Below are 20,084 nucleotides of genomic sequence, written 5' to 3' on the forward strand. Positions count from 1 at the left end.
AAATTTAGGTTAGATGTGAAAAGGAGAATGGTTAATGGTTTATACTAGTACCAAATCGCTAGAAACATTAATGGAAACAGTGCCTGAGGATTGCCAAAAAGACATAAAACGTTTTAAACGAGTTATGGATGTCCTGACAAAAGAGCCTGAACCAAAAGTAGGTCAGACTCCTAAAGAGGTAATATGGACGAAAAATAAAGCTAAGCTTTACCGCTATCAGCCAGCTAAGAAAAAGACAAATAAAGTTCCAATCTTAATGATCTATGCGCTAATAAATAAACCTTATATTCTCGATTTAGCTCCTGGCAGTAGCCTAATTGAGTATTTAACAGATAAGGGACATGACGTTTATTTGTTAGACTGGGGAACACCAGGTTATGAAGACCGTCATATGAAATTGGATGACTACGTGCTAGATTATATCCCACGCGCAGTGAAGAAAGTACTTCGCACATCTGAAGCGAAAGAAATTAGCTTACTTGGCTATTGTATCGGCGGGACATTAACTGCTATTTTCTCAGCACTACATCCGAACTTGCCGATTCGTAATACGATCTTTTTGACGAGCCCATTCGACTTTGAAGATGCAGGATTATTTACGAATTGGGTCGATGAAAGATATTTCAATTTAGATCTTATGGTTGATACATTTGGCAACATCCCAGCTGAAACAATTGATTTCGGTAACAAATTATTAAAACCACTTGTCAACTACTTTGGCCCATATGTCGCACTAGCTGATCGTGCAGATAACGACAAATTCGTTAAAAACTGGACTCTCATGCAAAAATGGGTCGGTGATGGAGTACCTTTCCCTGGTGAAGCGTACAGACAATGGATCGGTGAATTTTATCAGAAGAATAAGTTAATTAAGGATGAGCTGTATATTCGTGGACAGCAAGTTGAGCTAAAGAACATTAAAGCAAACGTTCTAAACATTGCAGCTGATCGCGATCATATTGCTATCCCTGAACAAACTGAACGTCTAATGGATAAAATATCTAGTAAAGATAAAACATTTAAGCTAATTCCTGCTGGTCACGTCTCTGTAACTGTCGGAAGAAGTGCTGTGAAACATACGTATCCATTAATTGAAGAATGGTTAACTGATCATTCAAAGTAATAATCTATTAAAAAAAGGATGTGAATCCCTATGCATTTAATTGCTAGGGTCACACCTTTTTTTTCGTAATTAATTTACCTTTGAAATAATGATTGAACGTCCTCATTTTTTGCATTTTTCAAAATATTAATTGCAAATAAAATAACAGCTAATAATACTGCCGTAGCACCAATTGGAATGAAGAAGTGAAGAGAGCTATTTCCTTGAAGCAAGAAGAATAAACCGATCATCATAAGCGGCAGCCCAATGTTATGAAGCCAAAAATGAACTTTTCCTAGAATACTAGACTCCGCTCTTGGAAATAATGTGTAAAGAATACCCGCAAGTGTCATCGAAGTCCACCCTAATAGATTAATATGGACATGAACCCCCGTCAGATTATAAGCATGAGCAACAGACATATAATAACCAAGAGAAACTCCAATGACGAAATAAACAACTGAGATCTTAATAAATTTAATTCCCAAATGTTTCACCTCCCTTCTTTTGTCATTATACAAACGTCCTATGTACTTTATTCCAGTCAAGGTTGCCATTTTCACAAAATATTTTTCTTTATTACGTTCAAATAGTATCTAATTGACCATACAAAAAGGTAATTACAGTTGTCTAACTTGACTTCCGTAATTACCTATTAATTAACTAAAATAAATGTTAAAACGCTCCAGATCCTCCCCCTCCACCTCCTGCTCCGGAGCCGCCTCCACTAATAGAACTGCCTCCAGAACTACTATCGACCACTCCAGTCGTCTTATCTGCACGTTTAAAATTCGAGGATGTAACCGCTGCAATGATAAGCCAAGTTGAATCGAAGCTATATGCTGCACCTGATGGATTTGCGCTTATTGTTGGGTTAAAAGCATTCAATAATGTTTCATTTTTCTTCTTAATACTTTTTTCATTCATTCCTAGCCCGTAAATGAAGGCACGCATTTTATCATCTTCGGATAAAACTTGCCAATTTGAAGGCTGCATATTTGGAAATTGTTGTTTAAAGTTACGCCACTGAAGAGTGACCTTTGTACCATCCCATGTCTTTGGATTATAACAAATCGCAAATAGTATCAATGCTATACACAAGATGCCAGATGATACGGCAAAAAAGATTAACCCATGAATAGCAAATAATATAATAAACGGAAGTAAAATCATACTTAATAAGCCTACTATTACACGGTATTTGACCTTATTTTCATACAAACTAGCTTCTTTTAATTCAACTCGTACAGCTTCCTGCCATTTTACTTTTTGACGTTGGTATTTTTGATGATTCTTCTTATTTTTAAGATAGGATGATAAATCATCAAAGTTAAACTCATTATCATTTCCTATTTCATCAAACAACCATTCAACCAATACTGTTTCGTGTTTCAATAACTCACTTCGATCAACTAATCTAAAACGATCATCTTTAAGTTTCTTCACATAGCCTTTACGTACTAAATCTAATAGCGCAGCGGCAACAGTCTCTGGGTGGATCTGTTGGTAATTCATATAAAAAATGGTTGTTAGCATTGAGAGTGTTTCCTTTGGGATAAGTTCCCAAGTTGTTACTTCTCGCATGAGCGATGAGCGCTTTCCTTTCGCCTCAAACCAAGCTCGGTAAAGAAGGAAAAGTAAAACGAAACTAAATAAAGGTACTATCATCGTACCAATGGACGAGAGTGAATCTTTTCTCTCTAATGCTGCAGCTTCTTTTTCAAGTAATTGTTGTTTGGTCTCTTCAATCTCTGTTCGCATTAGTTGATTGGAAGAAATCGTTGCTGCACCGAAGAGGTTTGCATCATAAGCAACTCGAATGTCCCCATTTCGTTTACTCGGTACTTGCCCAAAGTTGTATTGAACATGCCCACCTTGTAAAACTGTCTCTTTTTGAAAGGCCTCATCATAACCAAAGGCAATCACATTTGCTGTTGATTCTGGGGGATAAACATTAATCGTTAAATTTCCGTATGTGGAATCATTGCTTCGGTCAAAGAATGGCCAGTAAAATTCAGCAACGTCTGTGTAAACATCAACACCATTTTTTATTTCATAAAAGAGGTCTATCTTGATCGTTTCATCTTCTCCAGACCGATGGATGCGATGCTCGGTTTCATTTGATTCGATTAGTAAAGGTAGATTATCTTCAAATGCTTCTAGTTGAAAAATCTCCCATCCCTTTTTCGGAATTATTTCTCGAATTATCCCTCCAAACTCACCACTGAAGTCATACGTATGACTTTCCTGGACTGAGACATTCCCATTCGCTTGTAAGTATGCATGTATTTCGACACTTGTAATTTCATATTCAACTGCTAACACTTTTGAAGGAATAAATAACAGCAGAGCTACGATTAACAAACTTATCATTTTTTTATTTTTCATGTCCGTCCCACCTTCCACTACTATATACGTTATTGAAGTGGAAAAGTTTCATCGCTAAAATGTATGACATTATAAAATAGCGCATTGGAATCCAATGCGCTGTAATATAGATGTTCTACTGTAACGTTATATTTTATAATGGCTCTTTTGCATTCGCTATTAATAATATGGGTAAGGGTACGGATACGGATAAGAGTACGGATATGGAGCTGGATAGACATAAGGTAATAAAGCTAGAGCAGCTAAACTAGCAAGCGGGAAAAAGTGTGGTCTAAACCGTCTAAACCTTCTTCTAGGAAACCCATAACCATATCCGCCAGCATAGTAACGCTCATCTTGTTCGTCACTACGGTCCATAACATCCTCGCCAACTAAAACATGAACGCCATCAGTACCAACACTTTGAATGATCCCATCTACATTACTGCCATCTCTCATTGTTAATGTTACATGATAATGCATATATTGCTTGCATTGATCATGCAATGCTCTTGTATCATCGAGTTCACTTTGATAATAATTATTCATTTTTTCCTCTCCTTTCAAAATACATGATATTCACCTAGCTGGAGAGTGTGACACCTACAGAAAAAGACAGCTGAGAATCAACTCTCAGCCGCCTTTCACTTTACTTACGAACTGTAATATGTGTTGTACCTTCAAACAAAGCGCCAGATTCAAGCTGGCCAGTAATAACAATCGGAACTTGATTTCCTTCTTCAAGTATCTTTGCAAGGTCTTGTCTAGAAAATTTGACCGTTACTTTCTGACCATCAATGTCAGCATCTTGAACAGGCTTAACTATACCGTTCAATCGAATGGATTCTACTACAACCTCTTGATTTGTTGTCTCATCTGCAAACTCAATTTTTACCGTCGCAACGGATGGATTGTTACCACTACTGTTATTAACACCTTTTACATTTAGAACATGTGGAGTGAAGTCAATCGCTGCTTCTACAGTTTCAGCTTCTGATTCAGGGTTAACTAATTCATTAAATGTATCCCATACATCTCCCCAGAGGATCTCTCCATCTCCCCCCCGTTTAATCGAAACAATATTTCCATCACTATCATATTCAAAAATTGATTCAAGGCTATCTAAGATATCATTTGACAATGTCTCTCCAGATTTATTTACTGATTTTGATCCAGTAAAGAAATAGTTATTATCCGACTCCACGTTTGAAGGGTAACTATCTTTTGCACTCCCTACCTCCGCTGTTCTGTATGACACAAAACCGTCGATTGTAAAATCAGTTGGAATGTGCGCGTATGTTGTAAAGCTTAAGTTTGCCCCATGGTTGTTAAAGCCGATGTTGTTTTTAGCAATCAACCCTGGATTACTATTACTTGTGAATCCAAAGTAACCATTTCCAAATGCAATGCTATTTTTAATCACATGCGGAACGTGAACTCCTTCTCCACCAAGCTTAAATCCATTTTTCCCAGCATTCCCTTCATAGCCATTTGTTAAGCGTCCATTATTAAAGGCAATGCTATTTTCAATTGTCACAGCACCAATTGCACCTGTTCCGACTTTTGTGTATAGATCCCAGCCATCATCAATATTGTTATGTGAGATACACCCTCTAAATACATTCCCTTCACCTACTGTTAGCTTAGCTGCAAACCCATCTGCATTATTTTCAGACGGATCACGATTATCAAAGGCAACGCTATTTAATATGAGGTTGTACGATGGCCAATCTTCCTTATTTGGCGAACCATCTGTACGACTAATTTGTAACCCTGTATCACCATGCTCGTACACACGAACATCCTCAACAATATTATGACTACCGCCAATCGTATACCCTTTTGTATTTCCAGCCGAACGAGCAAAGTCTATTCCTTTTACATGCCAGTAATCACCACTATGAACGACTCCTTCTGAGCGTCTGTCAAAATCAATGACAGGTCGGTCTTTTGCTTCAGGATCAGCGACTAAATACTTCATTGCATCCTTAGTACCGTCGTTATACTTTTTAATCTCAAGCTTTGAATTACGTACATATTGACCTTCAAGGACAATAATTTTTTGTCCTTCACTTACAAAATGAATAGCGGTATCAAGATCGAGAGGGTTCTCTCTTGAACCGTCTCCACTGCTTGTCCCCGTTGGCGAGACATAAATATCTCCATCAAATATTTTTGATTGAACTGTAAAGTTTCGAACAATTTGATGGTAGGAAGTTAAATACTGCGTATCATCGGGCAAAAATGAAAGACTAAAATTGGTATTCCCTGAATTAAGCTTTGCAGCAACTTCACGAATTTCTCCTGCTTTCACTTCTACATCCTGAGCGATCACCTCTTGCCCTTGTCTAATCGTGACAAACCCATCTACATTGGATTGAACCATCAGGTTGTAATCCGTATTGGATGTTTTATCAAGTGATTCAATCGTAAAACTTGGTGTAACCGGCTCCGCTGGTGGTTCAACCTTTGGTGCATCCGTTGCAGCAGCAGTAACCGTAAAATCAATATTACTTACTTCGATTGTTGCCAGCCGCGCTGTATAGAAGCCGACGTAAATTTTGGAATCTTGAACATCTAAGATTTCTGGTTCATAGAACATCACTTCTTCGTCATTATTAAGCTTCATTGTGTAGCCGCTGTTTGTTTTCGCAAGCGTTAGTCTATATTCTTGGGCAGGGTACGTATTATCTGTTGTTGGTCTAACATTTTTCAGCATCTGCTTTTGAATGCCCTCGCTACCTTCCCCGTCAGAAGCTAACACGCCAGTTCTAATAAAGCCTTGCGTTCCGTTCTCATCTCTTGTTCCACCACTAAATCCACCGACAGCAGCAATGTTCGATGCAAACACACTTGCATCTTGAACCGAATTAACTGCATCTCTTGCCATGATTCCAAAAGATTCTTGTCCATCATGAGGAGTCTTTGCGTATTCAATAACCTTTATATCAGCAGTCAATTTAAAGTTATCTTCTTCCGCATCTATCTCCGTATAGTAAAACGAGATTCCATCATGATCGCCTGTAATTTTCCCACCGCCTTCTAACGCCACTAACTTCACAGTCCCATCATCTTGGACATCAACATAGTTACGCTGATCAGAAGACGATTGTCCAAATCTCATTTTTTTCCATGCTGGTTCAACAGGTTCTCTAACGGTTACTTGGAACGAAATTGACTTGATATCATTCTCTTCCGGAACGATGTTAATTTCGTACGTTCCAGCTTCAGAGCTATCAAACTCTGATTCATCAATCTTATAATCATCAGTAGATAAAACTTCCATGTCCAAGTTATCATATACTTTTGATACTTCTAATCCTGTAGAATCAAAAGTTTCGCCAACGACATACGTTGTTTTTGGATAACTCGTTACTTCAATGGCCGATAACTCTTTTTCTTTCACGACTACTTGGAAGTTGACTGTTACTCCTTTGTAAGCTAGAGTAATTTCTTTCTCCCCAACTATTGTTGTATCAAGAACAGACACATCATACTCACCCGGCAGAAGTCTTACCGCACTCTTATCGCTATATTCAGCATATAAACTTAAGCCAGCAAGATCCAACTCATCTCCTAAGAAGTAAAGAGTTTTTACCGGTAGCTGTCTTATATCAAGTTTAGCGATCTCTGCATCTTTAACTTCTACATCAAAACTCGTCGTTGTTTCAGGTGTTTCAGTCGATTGAACTGTTACTTCTACAGTTCCCGCCTCTTCAAACGTGTAGCCTTCTTCAGACAACTCTTCCCCAGCAATCACAAACGAATATTGACCGCTCGTAAGCTCTTGATAGTCAAATCCATTTTCATATTCTGCTACGACGACCAATCCTTGTGGGTCAAAGGAATCCCCTTTATAATAGACGGATTTTGCCGGGTAATATTTAATGTCGAGCCCAGTTACACCAGGTACCTTAATTTCAAGGTCTATTGTTGTAGTAACACCATTGTAATGAATTGTAATGGTATTTGTGCCGACTTCGCTGCTGTCAAATCCAGTGACTATGTAGTCACTGCTGGAAAGTTCAGCTTCAGTGTCATCCTCAAATATGGCTTTCACTTTTAAACCTGATAGGTCAAGCTGTTCACCACGTAGGTATTCAGTTTTCATGTCGGTTGTATCTGCATGTATGCTGTTAACCTGTCCGGAAGCGACTTCCAAATTTACATCACTAAAGGTAACTGTTGTATTTCTAGATGTGAATAGACCAGCATAGATGATCTTTCCATCATAGCTTTCAATCGTCTGAATTTCATCATTAATCTTTAAGATATACAGGTTTCCTGATTTTTGAATACTTAACTTGTATTCTTCGTCAGCTGCTGGTGCATTTGCATTAAATGCCAACCCATCCTTATGAACATTTTCATTTTCATATTTATAGAAGCCTTTCATTACTTGATCAAGCGCACCAACAGCCACGTAATCTCCTGTAAAGTCGCTTTTATTTTCATTTTCTAAAATATCTCCCCTTAGCATTAAACCAAAGGAAACTTGGCTATTAGCAGTCCATGCATCGACATGAGCTGTTGCTGTTAGTTCAAAGTTGCCATCAGACGGAACTTCCTTAAAATAATAGGCGATTCCTTCAGTCGAACTAGCTATCTTTCCTCTATTATTAGAACTACGAAGAGTTACCGTTTCATCATCATTTTCCGTGATTTCAAAATTTTCGTAAGTAATATTTCCTTGTCCCCCATTGTCTCCAAAGACACTGCCTTGCCAATCACTTTTAATGTTAATCATCTCAGGACTTGTTTCATCCTCGTCCGCCTCTGCAAAGACAGCTAGATTCATAGGAGATAAAACAAGAATGAATGCCATCAACATCGCTAGCCATCTTTTATGTTTTCTTTTCATTTAATAACCCTCTCCTTTATCAAATTTAGCTTTTTCCTATGTATCCTCCCTTCCGTTAAGTTGGTCATATTTAAACATCATGAAAACTACAGCGTTTTTAAGCTTTCATGAAATGGATTAACCTTTCATGTAAATTAGTAAAAATAAAGCTTGAGTGATAATTGAATAAGTCACCTCTGGAAGGATCGGACTACCTAATAACAACGTTGTTATTTTTGCTGAATTCAAACAACTTGGGAGAGTTATATTTAGAGGGTTGACCACTAACAATAACAACGTTGTTATTCTATTAAAATAGTAAACGCTTACAAAGACTCTGTCAACGTGTTATTAGACTTGGACCATAGTACCTAATCTCCTCCCATAAATGTACCGATTAATTAAAAGAAAGACTGAAATTTAGTACTTTATAGGAAAATATAAATAGGAGTACTTCCCCCTTATGATTCTATAAGCACTTCCCATTCTTGTTAAAGGCAATTATGTACTTTTACGAAATTGTATGTATCCATTACACACTCCAAAATAATCTGTCCACCTCAGTACCCCTAAATAGGAAAGTCTCTGAGGCTGGAAAGTCCGATATGAATAATCTTCCCCTTTCTAGCTCAGAATGGTTAAAAATATGAGACAAGGAGGTTTCACTATTCATGAAAAAACTAGTTATCTGTTCTATTCTTTTAAGCATTTTTGTTTCCGGGTGTCAAGAATCTAAGTACGATGCCATTGAGGAACTGAACGAGAGTGAGAACATCGAAGCTCAAGTGGTTAGCTCGATGAATATCGCAACACCAAACGTTGTTGAAGAGGTCGCCGCTTTTGGTGGTGATACATTTGACCCAAAGTTACAAATTCAATTGAATGACGATGGTTTTTTTGATCGGAATTCAAACCTTTCTATCATTGAAGAGGACGATGTCACATTTGTCGTTTGGACGACAAAAAATGGTTTCCTTGGTACGACTGGGTTACATGGGTCTGTTGCTACAAATGAAAATTGGGAGGTTACCAACAAAGCCTTATTTGATAACAATGATTATTTATCTTGGAAATTAGAAGGGACGCACCTTTTAGTGCTGAAAGATACAGGGTCTTGGTCGCAACCACAACGAGAAATTAGTATAAGACAACTAACGAGAGATGGTACATTTAGTGAAGAAGTAGTCCTTGCCTCGATACCCATTGTTTATAATTTAGACATCATTCCATCTTCACATGGAAAAGCCGTTATTTATAGCAGTAATAGTGGCGTTGAAACAAAGGAAATTACTTATAATGTGATTCCAATTGAAGATGATACATTAGAAAAACAATCAATCTCAATTAAGTACTTTCCAGAAGGTGGGATTGAAAAACCTAGCTATATTGATTTTGCTAACAATAAGTTATATGGCTTTGGAAAAAAATCAACTGGCTTGCTGCAAGTTTCTTTAGATAGTGGCGAACCTCTTTATGATGAAAGTAAAAAAGAAAAAGTAGCTGAAGTTGGAGAACTTGTTCATATGAGCAGCAATGAAATAGGTGAAATTGAGGTATTTTCAAATGATAGCCTGTACCTTCATAAACATGTTTTTGATAAAAATTTAAATGTGTTATCAGAAGAAATAATCGCTTCACGAAATGAACATGTTACAGTACACGATAACATGCTGCATTATTGGGAAGTGATCACGCATGATCATCAACCAACGTTACATTTGACTAAAATACAGAGGTAGAATAGATTAGAGCAGACCAATGTGGGACTGCTCTTATTTTACTTTACTTCCCCCTCCCTGCCCCTATATAATATAAACATCACATTTATTTACCTAGCTAACTAAAATAGGAGTGAAGAAATCAAATGGACACAAGCAGCCTTCTCCATACGTTAAACCAAAAAGCCCGACTCTTATCCAAGGAATTAAATGAAGAGTTGCAGGAATTTGGTCTGTACTCTTCCCAGTGGGCAATTCTTTATGTACTTAGCCAAAAAGGTACAATGACTCAAACTGAAATTTGGCAATACCTGAAAGTCGAACCTCCTACAGTAACTCGAACACTTGTAAGAATGGAATCTAGTGGGTGGATTACAAGAAGACTAGGTAAAGACAAACGCGAACGCCGTATTGAATTAACGGAATTTGCCAAAGAAAAACTTCCATTAGTAAAAGCTCAACTCGATAGCTTCGAAGGTCAATACGTTTCAAAGCTTTCTGAACAGGAACAACAACAACTTCAGCATCTTCTAGAAAAGTTAGGGCAAAAGAGGAATGGTTTAGATGAAAACGAATAAGAAACCGATTTGGACGAGGAACTTTTTTAGTGTTGCTTTTGTGAATTTAATTGTGTTTATTACTTTCTATGCGCTATTAACTACGTTGCCAATCTATGTGATTTATGAGCTCAATGGTACAGAAGCACAAGCTGGTCTCGTTGTTACCGTAATGCTATTATCTGCGATTTTAATTAGACCGTTTTCGGGAAATTTGCTTCAACGCTTTGGCAAAAGAAATGTATTGATAGCTAGTACAGGTTTATTTGCCGTCACTTCATTAGGGTATATTTGGATAGATCAATTCATACCACTTATGATCTTACGCTTCATTCATGGTTTTTCTTTTGCTATATTAACAACTACGACATCAACCATTGCGACAGAGACCGTGCCAATTGAACGAAAAGGAGAAGGCCTCGGGTATTTTACGATGTTCATGAATATTGCGATCGTCATTGGACCATTTATTGGTCTTACTCTTATTCAATTTATTTCGTTTAACCAATTATTTGTTATCCTAAGCTTCTTTGTTGTCATTAGTGTCATCTGTGCGTTGATAGTAAAGATAACGAATACAACAGTACCACTTACCTCACAAACTCAACGAAAGCTTTCCATTCATGACTTTTTTGAATTTAAAGCATTGCCTTTTTCATTCATCATCTCTCTTGTCGCCTTTGCATACGCTGGGATTCTTTCGTTTATTTCGGTATATGCAATTGAGATAGGGCTTGAAAGAGTTTCGGGCTATTTTTTTCTTGTTTTTGCTGCAACCATGCTTATATCTAGACCATACCTGGGTCGCTTATTTGATCAACGAGGACCGAAAATTGTCATACTTCCTAGCTTAGTAATGTACTCATTAGGTTTTCTCCTCCTTGCGTTTTCAGAGTCTGCTTGGGCGTTTTTAGTTGCTGCCGGCATAATTGGAGTTGGATATGGTTCCTTGATGCCACTTCTCTTATCACTAGCGACTGGTGTTGTGGAAACTAATCGAACAGGACATGCAACTGCAACATTTTTTACATTATACGACTCAGGGGTTGCTGCAGGATCGTTTATATTAGGACTTATGGTTCCGCTAATTGGGTTTTCAAATTTATTTGTTTTCCTAGCTACTTTTGTTTTAGTCATACTAGTAAGTTTCAATTTCTTGACCAATCGTATGAAAGCTTCAAGTATTGAAAATGTGCATGGAAAAAATGTGAGTGGTTAAATGATGAAAAAAAGGTTCCTAGACCAAGTGTGATACACACAGGGGATAGGAACCTTTAAACTTTAACCGAAAACCGGTTAGATCTATTGACGTCCGTTCAACACTATTCATCAAATCTGATAATCCAGTGCACTAATAACATACTCTTCTTTCTCCATGCTAATTCCTTTCGCTTTCAATAACTGCTCTAGTGGTAAATGATTCTGCTGTTCCTTGTATTTCTGATCCCAATTAACTTTATTGACCGTATCTCGAATCGAACCTTTCATACTTGCAAACAGCGTAATAATCCCTCTGTCGTGATAGAAATCAATCATTTCCTCTAAGGTATCTACTGAAATGGTGTCAACATCATTCACACCAGACATATCAAAGATCAACCATTTCGTTCCTTCTCTAGTTTTAAGAACCTCTTTTACTTTCTCTTCCACATAAGATATGTTGGCAAAATGAAGATTCGAATCAATTCTTAAAATAACTGCTTCATCTGAAGTCACCGCTTCTGTGTAACGTTTAACATTACGAAATGTCTTCTCCCTTTTTACATAACCCATTTCAACAATAGATGGTTTGGAACTTCGATTTAGCAATAATACTAACGTAAAGATGGCCCCAATGATAATTCCCCATTGAATACCTACAAATAGCGTAACAATAAACGTAATAACCCAAACCCATCCTTCAAACGGCTTCACTTCAAAAAGGTGCTTCATCTCCTTTATATCGATTAGCTTATAAACCGCAACTAAAATAATCGAAGCCAGCACGGCATTTGGTAAGTAATAAAAGAAAGAAGTAAAAAACAATAACGTAATGATAATGAACACACCTGTTATGACGGATGTCATTTGAGTGGCACCGCCTGATTGATGATTAACTGCTGTTCTAGAGAAACTACCATTGACCGGAAACGATTGAAAGAAAGCACCCATCATATTAGATAAGCCTAAAGCCTTTAATTCTTTATTAGGATTCAGTTTATACTTCTCTTTCTTCGCAATCGCTTTTCCTATCGCTAAAGACTCCATAAAACCGAGAAGAGCAATCGTCAGTGCCATCGGAATGAGAAGCTGAACAGTTTCAAGCGTAAACGAAGGAATCACAAACTGCGGAAAGCCTTGAGGAACATTTCCTACAATTTGAACACCACTTTTTTCTAAGTTAAATAAAAATACAAAAAGGATTGATAAAACAACGACCAATAATGCACCTGGAAGACGCGGAGCAATTTTTTTCAACATAATAAGAAGGATAATACTAGTGATTCCGATCAACACCGTAATCAGGTTAATATCCATTATTTTTTCTAACGCACCAATTAGGATATAGTGAACTTGTAAGTGATTCCCTAAATCAATTCCTAATACATGTTTGAACTGACTAAGCCCAATCACAATCGCAGCTGCAGATGTATATCCGTTCATCACCGAGTGGGGAATAAATTTCACAATAAACCCCAGCTTACTTATCCCTAATAAAAGCTGTATAGCCCCCACCATAATTGCGAGGAGTAAAACGAGAGAGATATACTCCTGGGAACCTGGTTCTGCCAAAATAGAGACTCCTGAAAAAACAAGTAAAGATGTAATCGCTACTGGCCCAATGGATAAATGCTTAGAAGAAGCAAATAGAGCGTAAATAAATAAAGGAACCGTAGCTGCATACAACCCCATTACTGGCGGGAGCCCTGCTAACATCGCATACGCCATACCTTGAGGAATAAGCATGACAAAAAGTGTTATTCCAGCTAATAAGTCTCTCATGAACAGCTTTTGATTATAATGGGGGTACATATTTCCTAACTTATCCTTAAACAATAGACATCCCTCCTTTGTAGACGGCACTTAAAAAAGCTCAGTATCCTCTATCTTACATATCTTTTATATACTATTCATTTATCTTTTCCTATTACAAGTCAACAGCACATCTAGGACCAATATTTCCAGTTGAATTATCGGGGTATTCTTCGTTCCATGGCTTATCAAAGAGATTTCCTAACATCAATTGAATCTTTTTTAAGCATTTGACTACTAATTAGATTTCTTAAAGCCGAACAACATGCTTCTTATTTTCCACGATGAATATAGAAGTTAAAAATGTATGACCTTAAAACAGGATAATAACATTCAAGCCTGGCTACATTCCTTCTTCTTATTTTATCAGTATTTTAATAGTTTTTATACACGTTTATTGGATCTCACTTTATTATTGGAAAATATCAGGTTATGAGAAAAACTAAAAATAAGACCTCGTTATAAACGAGGCCTTATCTCTTACTTCGCTAACTGATAAATATTATAAACATCCGTCTCTTGCAACTTCACAAAGTTACCAAGTGGTCCTCTTTCCGTACCCTTTCTCGCCATCTCCTCAAAATGCTCGTCATCGATGTTGGCTTCTTTAAGTGTAACTGGCATTCCAATCGAGCTAAAGAACTCTTCCGTTTTCTTAATCCCTGCTAGAGCTGTTTTCTCTAAATCATTCAAATCAATCTCTACATCCCACACTCGATTAGCGAATTGAGCAAAACGATTCACATCATGTTTATATACATATTTCATCCATGCTGGGAAGATAATTGCAAGCCCTGCACCGTGCGCTAAGTCATAGATCCCACTGATCTCATGTTCAATGTCATGACTTCCCCAATCACCGATTCTGCCTGTATTTAATAAATCATTATGTGCTAATGTACCTGCCCACATAATTTCTGCTCTCGCATGATAGTTTGTCGGTTCTTCAAGAACGGTATGTGCATTGTTTATAATCGTTTTTAATGTCGCTTCACATAAGCGATCAGTTAAATCTACATGTTTCTCGTTTGTAAAATATCTTTCTAAAATATGTGCCATCATATCTGTAATTCCGCAAGCTGTTTGGTAGCTTGGCAATGTATATGTAAGAACGGGATTTAAAATCGCAAACTTAGGTCGCATCGTTTCATGACCGACTGCCCGCTTATAAGCACCCTCCTCATTTGTGATGACACTGCCTGCACTGCTTTCACTACCAGCAGCTGGAATGGTTAGCACCACACCAATCGGTAAACAATCAGCGACAGATGCATTTCCCGTAAAGAAATCCCAAACATCTCCATCATAATTCACACCAATGGCAATCGCCTTAGCCGAATCAATGACACTTCCTCCGCCTACAGCCAGAATTAAGTCGATGCGATTCTCCTTACAAAGAGTCACTCCTTCTCGAACAAGGCTCACTCTTGGATTTGGCTTGACTCCGCCTAGCTCAAAAATTTCAACTCCTTGCTCTTGTAAGGATTGAACAACTCTATCATACAAACCGCTCTCTTTAATACTACCGCCACCAAAATGCAAAAGTACTTTTTTGCCGTAAACAACCGTTTCTTGTCCAACTACTTGCTCTTGATCTTTTCCAAAGATAATCTTTGTACCGTTTTGAAAAGTAAAATCTTGCATGTGATCGCCTCCAATTTCTCAATTCATTATGCTAATAGAGATCCTCAGTTATTTTCTATGTGGCTGTGCTTAAACCCTGTTTACAGTTGAAATTTCTTTTTAAGATAATGATACACACCATCTTCATCACAAGTAAATTCTGTTACATCATCAACCATTTTTTTAATTTGATCAGGAGCGTTCTTCATTGCCACGGCATGACTGACAAACTTAAGCATTGGTATGTCGTTATTGCTATCACCAATCGCCATAATATCAGCACCAACTAAATCAAAATGCTCCAACATTTCCTTTATTCCTGTCGCTTTATTCACATTCGCTACCATTACTTCCACATTGTGAAGAGACGAGATTGAGGTTGTAAAATCAATTTCCTTCTTTAATTGATCTAGCTCTTGCTTCCATTCATTGATATGATCTTTCGTTCTAGCAAAGAAATAAAACTTTGAGAACTTCTCTCCTTTGATCTCATCCGTCCAAACAATTTCTTCCTTAATGGCTTGTTTACGTGAGAGCCATTCATTAATACCAACTTCAGCAGGCTTTGGATCTCTAATTTCATGTTCCACATATTTTTGATCTTGCTTTAATGTAATTCGATCCATTCCATAAGGAAAAAGTTCATAATACACCTTGTTTGCTCTAGCTTTTTCAATGATCTTCTCCACCAATTCATGCGAAAGGGAATACTCAAATACCGCTTCCTTCCCAACATAACCTGCCATTCCATTTGAAGTAATGTACCCATCCACTTCAAAGCCTTCTGGGACAACACCTTCAATTTCATCAAAAGCCCGGCCAGTTGCAATAAAAACGAAAAATCCTTTACTCCGCATGCGATCAATGATTTCTTTTGTATGTATACTTACTTTATTATAATGATTTAGGATGGTACCATCCATGTCTAAGAAAATAGCTTTAGTTTTTGGATTCAATATCATCTCTCCTGTTTAGTTTTATTGGTAAGTATACACTTTGATGATTTTTGCTTCAATCAATTGTGCTTTGCTCAAAAAAGATCCTGTACCATGCGTTAAACAGGAACAGGATCTCAAATGTATTTTTTTCACAGAGGACTACTCGGTTGATTTAGGATTCTTTGTAATCTTTTTTTACACTCTAGCATCGATCTACCTGAATGGTAAATTGCTTTCCATGGATTCCCAATATCACCTACGATCGTATGTCCATCCCTACGTAATAATTGTTTCCATTCCCCAACGTCATGGTTAATTATATGTTCCATGCTGAAAGTCCATATATTTATAAACGCCTTTAAATATTCAGAATCTCCTAGTTGCTCATAAGCATCTAAAAACCCAACTAATGCCTCAGAATTTTGCCACCACTCTTTATCATAAACATACGGTTCTCCTTCATGAGGTCCATCTCGATATAGGCCCCCATATACTGGGTCTACACCGTTCTTTAAGGCATGATCTGCTAAATTTCTAAGAATTCCTTTATAATTGTTCTCTTCACCTAATATATCTACAGCTCGTGTAAGTAACCAACCCAATTCTAGATTATGCCCATAAGAAGTTGTATCAATAGGTTCACTTATGATTTCACCTATAGCTCGTTCTGCATTCCAAGTTCTCCTTATATCAATAGCAGGAATAGGGTTAAAATCTAAATCGAATTGATTCATAGCACAACCGCTTTTTTTATGAATCATTTTTGAAAGAATCACATTTATTATTTCTTTTAGTTTTCGATTGTGCAACTCTTTGCCAGAACATTCAGATAAATTTGTAAAAGCTTCCATAATGTGCATGTGTATATCTAACGATTTTCTGTCACCCGCATGAAACCCTGGCTGTGATACTGTCCAATCCTCTTCTAAATTTTCAAAATATCCACCTCTATACGTATCAGCACAAAATTTTTGCATTAAATCAAAGGTTTTCTCAGCATACTCTAACCCAATTGGATCACTAGTTGCTAGAGTATATTCTGATAATGCATAGATGGCAAAGCATTGTCCATACGTTACTTTTCCTGTATCGATGACTTTGCCTGTCCTATCAGTTTTCCAATACCATCCCCCATATTTGTCATCCCAGAAATTATCTAAAAAAAAGGAAACTCCTTGTTTTGCTGCTTGTAAAAAAATTTCATTATCTGGGTACGTTCTATATAAAGCTGACATTCCCCAAATCATACGCGTTTGTGTGACAATATACTTATCTGTATCGTCTGTCGGCAGACCATTTTCATCAAAACAAGTTAAGTATCCCCCTTCAACAGGATCGATTCCATTTCCTAGCCAAAATGGAATAATCCCCTTTTCTAGATGAGTTAGTATTTGTTGATAACTCTCTTCTACCCTTTGGTCTAATAAACTTTTGTGCATACTCTCACCTGCCTACACTTTTTTATAAATGAAAACTACCTTTTTCTTTGATTTTAAAAACTACGTACCCTCTAAAAGTACGTAGTTTTAATGTGAAAATTATCTTCCCATCCAGCCGCCATCCACAACCAAGATTTCTCCATGAATATAGTTAGCAGCAGGAGTGGCCAAAAACACAACTGCTCCAGCAATATCTTCAGGCTTCCCCCATCTACCAGCTGGAATTCGACCTAATATTTCTTTACTGCGTTTCTCATCATTAATTAAAGCTTCATTCATATCTGTTGCAATATAGCCTGGAGCTACCGCATTTACATTAACACCTTGACTAGCCCATTCATTTGACAGTGATTTTGTAAGTTGAGCTACAGCACCTTTACTTGCTGCATAGGCCGGAACGGTAAAGCCTCCTTGAAAAGATAATAATGATGCTAGATTAATAATTTTCCCTTCATTCACTTCAAGCATCTTCTTTCCAAAAGCTTGACAGAGAAAAAATACAGCTTTGGTATTAACCTGATGTACAAAATCCCAGTCTTCTTCACTAAATTCAACAGAAGGAGAGCGTCTTTGAACACCCGCATTATTGACAAGTATATCTACCTTGCCAAAGGTACTGTAGGCCTTATCAACTAACTCATCCACCCGATTAATATCCCCTATATCGTGTTGAATAGACACGCACTTCACTCCGCGATCCGTAACCTCTTTAACTACTTCACCTGCATTTCCACTTCTACTAACAATAATTACATTTACCCCCGCATCAGCAAAAGCTAGCGCAATTGCTTTTCCTACTCCTCTGTTTCCACCAGTAACGAGAGCAACTTTGCTTTCAATATTAAAAATACTCATCACAACCTCCTCTATACTCGCACTTTATCGTCAACTGATTCACTTAACCTTTGAGAATAAGAAACTAATTCTTTATATCCTTTTTTATAAACTTTATTCCATTCGCTTCCTATTCCAACTGCTAGAGCCCCTTCTCTTAACCAAACATTCATATTCTTTTCAGAAATGCCACCAGTAGGTATAAAGTCTGCCTGCGGAAGAGGTCCTTTTAACGTTTTTATGGCACTTGATTCAAAGAAGTTTCCTGGAAATAGCTTTATCGTTTGACATCCTGCTTTTAAACACTCTATAATCTGCTGAACATTCGTTGCCCCTGGTATTATGAGAGTATTATAAAGGTTACATAACTCCACTATCTCTTTATCAAAATGAGGACAAACAACAAAATGAACTCCTTTTAACAGTGCAATTCTTGCCGTATTTGTATCTAAAACCGTTCCCACACCAAGTATCAGATCAGGGTCTTCCGTTTCGAGTAGCTCATCGATAACTTCCAAAAATCCCGGAGTTGTTGCCGTGATTTCAATAATATTTGTTCCACCTTCGAGCGCTGCTTTTGACATTTCTATCGCTTCTTTTTTTGAGTTTGCTCGAATAACAGCAATCACTTTCTTTTCTTCTATCTTTTTACAAACATCCCACTTCTTCATCCTATATCACCTTTTTATCTCTTGCTTTCCTCCCAGAAAAACATCTAATTCTTTTCTAGTAGGAAGAGCATCGTAATCTCCTTTTGCTGTTACAGCCATTGCTCCTACAGCATTGGCTCTACTAGCACTCTCTTTCAAACTAAGGTTATTTAGTAATCCCGAAAGAAAACCCGCACAAAAGCCATCTCCAGCTCCTACAGTATCAATTGCTTCGACTGTAAATCCTGAAATAAACGTAAAGTCTACTTCGTTTGAGACAGCACATCCTTCTTTTCCCAATTTCAAAATCACATTTTTTACACCTTTACTTATAAAATAAGAACAAAGGTCTTGTGGAGTGCTCCTTTCTGGATCACTATTCGTTAATAACTCTGCTTCTTCTATGCCTGGAAAGAAATAATCAACGTACGGTAAGAGTTTCAAAATAAACTCTCTTGCTTCTTCTATTTTCCACAGTTTTAACCTTAGATTCGGATCAAAACTTATTTTCACATTATTATCGTAGGCATATTCAACGATTTTAAAAATAACGTCTTGGCAATTACCACTTAATGCGGGTGTAATACCTGTCAAATGAACAACCTTTGCTTTCTTTATCACGTTTAGATCAAGATCTTCTATACTAAGAGTGGAAGCAGCAGAATCTTTTCTATAATAATAAATAGCTGGATCACCAATAGATTTTAGTTCTTTGATCATTAGTCCTGTTGGGTTCGTTTGACTCCGTTTCACATAACTTGTATCAACACCCTCACCTCGTAAATGATAGAGAATTTCATCACCAAAAGGGTCCATACCAAGCTTACTAATCCATGATACTTTGTGTCCTAACCGTGTTAGACCAATAGCTACATTACTTTCTGCTCCACCAAATCCTTTGGATAAGGAAGGAGAACGGAGCATCGTTCCGTTCTCACTTGTTAACAATGTCATTGTCTCTCCAACTGTGATCACATCATACATAATTACAGCCTCTCAATCTT

The 20,084-nt window shown here is 37.3% G+C and carries 15 protein-coding genes; 4 read left to right on the forward strand and 11 right to left on the reverse strand.

What is annotated here, in order from left to right; genetic code table 11:
- Positions 1-34: 34 nt before the first annotated feature.
- The gene (gene phaC / locus MF646_RS01315) at positions 35-1,123 is read left to right on the forward strand and encodes a class III poly(R)-hydroxyalkanoic acid synthase subunit PhaC (RefSeq protein WP_250094675.1); all 1,089 of its coding nucleotides are present in this window, start codon (positions 35-37) and stop codon (positions 1,121-1,123) included.
- Positions 1,124-1,197: 74 nt separating this feature from the next.
- On the opposite strand, the gene MF646_RS01320 is transcribed toward phaC, so the two are convergent.
- The 4 genes from MF646_RS01320 to MF646_RS01335 all read right to left on the reverse strand — a co-directional run bounded on the left by MF646_RS01320 (position 1,198) and on the right by MF646_RS01335 (position 8,330).
- A complete protein-coding gene (locus MF646_RS01320; protein WP_250094676.1) occupies positions 1,198-1,590 on the reverse strand; it encodes a cytochrome-c oxidase in 393 nt (130 codons plus the stop codon).
- A gap of 187 nt (positions 1,591-1,777) precedes the next feature.
- Positions 1,778-3,490 carry a DUF2207 domain-containing protein gene (locus MF646_RS01325; protein WP_250094677.1) on the reverse strand — a complete coding sequence of 571 codons (1,713 nt, stop codon included), beginning with the start codon at positions 3,488-3,490 and terminating at the stop codon, positions 1,778-1,780.
- Between the two features lie 159 nt (positions 3,491-3,649).
- Positions 3,650-4,018 (reverse strand): small nuclear ribonucleoprotein, encoded by a 369-nt coding sequence (locus MF646_RS01330; RefSeq protein ID WP_250094678.1) that lies wholly within the window; start codon positions 4,016-4,018, stop codon positions 3,650-3,652.
- 100 nt (positions 4,019-4,118) lie between these two features.
- Positions 4,119-8,330 (reverse strand): bacterial Ig-like domain-containing protein, encoded by a 4,212-nt coding sequence (locus MF646_RS01335; RefSeq protein WP_250094679.1) that lies wholly within the window; start codon positions 8,328-8,330, stop codon positions 4,119-4,121.
- Between the two features lie 650 nt (positions 8,331-8,980).
- On the opposite strand from MF646_RS01335, the gene MF646_RS01340 reads away from it, so the two are divergent.
- The 3 genes from MF646_RS01340 (at position 8,981) to MF646_RS01350 (ending at position 11,803) form a co-directional block, all read left to right on the forward strand.
- A complete protein-coding gene (locus MF646_RS01340) occupies positions 8,981-10,048 on the forward strand; it encodes a hypothetical protein (RefSeq protein WP_250094680.1) in 1,068 nt (355 codons plus the stop codon).
- Between the two features lie 125 nt (positions 10,049-10,173).
- Positions 10,174-10,605: a MarR family winged helix-turn-helix transcriptional regulator gene (locus tag MF646_RS01345; protein WP_250094681.1), complete on the forward strand. Its 432-nt coding sequence runs from the start codon at positions 10,174-10,176 to the stop codon at positions 10,603-10,605.
- Complete coding sequence (locus MF646_RS01350) at positions 10,592-11,803, forward strand: MFS transporter (protein ID WP_250094682.1); 1,212 nt, start codon at positions 10,592-10,594, stop codon at positions 11,801-11,803. Before MF646_RS01345 ends, MF646_RS01350 begins: the two co-directional genes overlap by 14 nt.
- Positions 11,804-11,913: 110 nt before the next feature.
- Here the strand turns inward: MF646_RS01350 and MF646_RS01355 are convergent, their stop codons facing one another.
- The 7 genes from MF646_RS01355 to MF646_RS01385 form a co-directional block, all read right to left on the reverse strand.
- On the reverse strand, positions 11,914-13,620 hold the full coding sequence (locus MF646_RS01355) for a SulP family inorganic anion transporter (RefSeq protein WP_250094683.1): 1,707 nt from the start codon (positions 13,618-13,620) through the stop codon (positions 11,914-11,916).
- A 456-nt stretch (positions 13,621-14,076) separates the two neighbouring features.
- Positions 14,077-15,240 (reverse strand): iron-containing alcohol dehydrogenase, encoded by a 1,164-nt coding sequence (locus tag MF646_RS01360; RefSeq protein WP_250094684.1) that lies wholly within the window; start codon positions 15,238-15,240, stop codon positions 14,077-14,079.
- Between the two features lie 80 nt (positions 15,241-15,320).
- Positions 15,321-16,181: an HAD family hydrolase gene (locus MF646_RS01365; protein ID WP_250094685.1), complete on the reverse strand. Its 861-nt coding sequence runs from the start codon at positions 16,179-16,181 to the stop codon at positions 15,321-15,323.
- Between the two features lie 125 nt (positions 16,182-16,306).
- Positions 16,307-17,596: an AGE family epimerase/isomerase gene (locus MF646_RS01370; protein WP_250094686.1), complete on the reverse strand. Its 1,290-nt coding sequence runs from the start codon at positions 17,594-17,596 to the stop codon at positions 16,307-16,309.
- 99 nt (positions 17,597-17,695) lie between these two features.
- Positions 17,696-18,454, reverse strand: coding sequence for a glucose 1-dehydrogenase (locus MF646_RS01375; RefSeq protein WP_250094687.1), 759 nt, complete (start codon positions 18,452-18,454; stop codon positions 17,696-17,698).
- An 8-nt stretch (positions 18,455-18,462) separates the two neighbouring features.
- Entirely contained in the window at positions 18,463-19,101 is a 639-nt protein-coding gene (eda, locus tag MF646_RS01380; RefSeq protein ID WP_250094688.1) for a bifunctional 4-hydroxy-2-oxoglutarate aldolase/2-dehydro-3-deoxy-phosphogluconate aldolase, read from the reverse strand.
- 6 nt (positions 19,102-19,107) lie between these two features.
- Entirely contained in the window at positions 19,108-20,064 is a 957-nt protein-coding gene (locus tag MF646_RS01385; protein WP_250094689.1) for a sugar kinase, read from the reverse strand.
- Between the last annotated feature and the right edge of the window lie 20 nt (positions 20,065-20,084).

It is taken from the genome of Halalkalibacter alkaliphilus (assembly GCF_023555415.1).
Classification (GTDB): domain Bacteria; phylum Bacillota; class Bacilli; order Bacillales; family Bacillaceae_D; genus Halalkalibacter; species Halalkalibacter alkaliphilus.